3 protein-coding genes are annotated in these 2510 nt (G+C 63.3%); 1 reads left to right on the forward strand and 2 read right to left on the reverse strand.

Features of this window, described 5'->3' with window-relative positions:
• Both KGL31_13935 and KGL31_13940 read right to left on the reverse strand, forming a co-directional pair.
• The coding region (locus KGL31_13935; GenBank protein ID MDE2322982.1) for a YmdB family metallophosphoesterase at nucleotides 1–570 on the reverse strand (570 nt) is incomplete at its 3' end.
• Nucleotides 571–666: 96 nt separating this feature from the next.
• Entirely contained in the window at nucleotides 667–1806 is a 1140-nt protein-coding gene (locus tag KGL31_13940; GenBank protein ID MDE2322983.1) for an IS481 family transposase, read from the reverse strand.
• Between the two features lie 110 nt (nucleotides 1807–1916).
• Here KGL31_13940 and KGL31_13945 point away from each other — a divergent pair.
• The coding region (locus KGL31_13945) for a transposase (protein ID MDE2322984.1) at nucleotides 1917–2510 on the forward strand (594 nt) is incomplete at its 3' end.

The raw sequence follows: 2510 nt of genomic DNA on the forward strand, positions 1-2510 counted from the left end.
CGTCCCTCCAGGAAGAATCCGCTCATCAGCGGTCTGGACATGCGTGTGGGAGCCGATCACGGCAGATACCCGTCCATCGACATACCAGGCGAAGGCCTGCTTCTCTGCTGTCGCCTCACCATGAAAATCGACGAAGATCAGTGTCGTCTCTCGACGCAACCTGCCGATCTCACGGTCAGCCACTCGGAACGGACAATCAAGCGTCGGCATAAACGCCCGTCCCTGCAGATTGAGCACTCCCACGATACAGCCACCTCGGTCTACCACCAGGCTTCCCCTACCCGGCGCCGACTCCGGATAGTTGGCCGGTCGCAGGAGTCGCTCCTTCTTCGAGATGTACTCTTCGACCTCCTTTTTGTCCCAGAGGTGGTTCCCGGAGGTCAGGAGATCAATACCGAGAGCAAACATCTCTTCAGCCACCGCGCCTGTGACACCGAAGCCGCCAGCCAGGTTTTCGCCATTCGCAATGACGAGATCGATCTTCTGCTCCTCGACCAAGCGCGGCAATACTGACGCCACGATCTCACGACCCGGCTTCCCGATCATGTCACCGATGAATAGGATTCGCACTTCACACCCCGCGCCCGGCACGCCAAATCCCCCTACCCCCATTTTTGTATAGACCGGAGTCAAGGGTAACAGGTGTTCGGGGACATGGGTAACACATTAGGATTGCTCCTCGGGGTAACGGAGATCGATCTCGGTGACGCGGTAATGACAAAAATACACGGCCAGACGTCCATCGACGGGGGTCGGGCGCAACGCCACAGGGGAGCCGCGCAACGCTTTGCTCACGCGAAAGACCTGCCCCCGGTAGAACAACTCCCCTTTGGCTTGCACTTTCCGGACGGCGTCGCCAGGGCCGTACTCGATCGGGGGCAGCACCTCAGGGAACGCCCGCAGGCTCGGCTGATAGCGGCTGGCCGGGACCGCCAGCCCCAGAGCCTCATGGGGGCGTTCGAAGTTATAGCTCTGGCGAAAGCCGTCGAATCGGTCCTGACACTGGGCGAGGTCCCGCAAGGGCTGCACCCGCAGACATTCTACCGCCAAGGTCCGATGGAAGCGCTCGTCCTTGCCTTGGGTCTGTGGGTGGTAGGGCCGCGAGTGGCTCACCCCAATCCCCAGTCGAATGAGCCAGACGGTCACTGGCGTGAGCGGGTGCGTCGGATCCGCGCCCCAGGGCGACCCGTGATCCATCGTCATGCGCTCGGGCAGGCCATAGCGACGGAAGGCCGCCGTCAAGGCGTGCTGGACCGTCTCCCCCTGCTCATTGGCACAGGCGCGCAACACGAGATTGAAGCGCGAGTGGTCGTCCAGCACCGTCAGCGGGTGGCACCGTCCGCGCTCCAGCGCCACATGGCCCTTGAAGTCCATCTGCCAGAGCTGATTCGGAGCTGCATGTTCAAAGCGGGTGAACGCGGTGTGCTTTCGCGACTCCGCCGGATCGATACGCCCATACCGGTGCAGGATCGCGGTGAGCGTGCTGGGCGCCGGGACGTCCCGGTAGCCCAGATCGCGCAGGCGCCGCTGCAGCTTCCGGCCGCCCCACGCCGGGTGCGCCTCCCGCAACGCGAGGACCGTCGCCTCCATGGCGTCGGACGTCCGCCAGGGCGACCTCAGCGGCCGACGCGAGCGGTCGGCCAGTCCCACCGCGCCCTCGGCCGCACACCGGGCCAGCCACTTGTAGCCGGTTTTGCGGCTGATCCGAAAGCGCCGGCACACCTCACTGAGGTTGACCGTTCCGTGCTGGATCATTGTGACGAACTCCTGACGCAACGACATTGTCGACACCTCTTGCCAGGGCATGGGCGCTCCTCCTTTCGGAGCCTATCATGCCTGAACGGTGTCACCCATGTCTCCGAACATGTGTTACCTATGTCCCCAGTCTATACAACGGCGGGGGGAGACCATTGAGGATGTCAGAGAGATACGGGAGGACCAGACCCTCCGGCAGGCGCTCGACCTGCTACCCCTCCCCTCCTCCTCCGCCATCGAGGACTGGCTCAAGCGGATGGGGCGCGGGGGTGGCCCTCCAGGGGATGGCCCAGGTCAACACGGCGATTGCCCAGCGGGTGCTCACGTACGATGACCGCACGGGGTACACCCTGCTGGTCGATCCTACCATCATCGCGGCCGAGAAGCGCGAAGCCGAGATGACCTACCTCGGCGTCACAGGCTACCGGCCTGTGCTGGCCACACTCCAGGAGCTTGGCCTGGTCATCGCCTACGAGTTCAAAGAAGGCAATGACAATGGGGGTCGAGTAGAGATCCTGCGACAGGCCTTCCAGAACCTGCCCTCCGGCAAACGGATCGAGACCGTCTTGGTAGATGCCGAGTATTATACCGATGACGTGATGACCTATCTGACTGGGCAAGGCGTACGCTGGGCCATGGGCGCTGACAAAGGCGCCGCCGTCAAAGCGGCGATCACGGTCCTGCCCGAGGAGGCGTGGAGACCGCTGAAGACTCAAGAGGGGATGACCACTGACCGCGAGGTGGCCGAGACGGTC

It is taken from the genome of Candidatus Methylomirabilota bacterium, assembly GCA_028870115.1.
GTDB lineage: Bacteria > Methylomirabilota > Methylomirabilia > Methylomirabilales > Methylomirabilaceae > Methylomirabilis.

Bases quoted from the DNA above. Each gene is read 5' to 3' on its own strand.
- KGL31_13940 (MDE2322983.1), bottom strand. From the start codon at position 1,806: ATGCCCTGGCAAGAGGTGTCGACAATGTCGTTGCGTCAGGAGTTCGTC.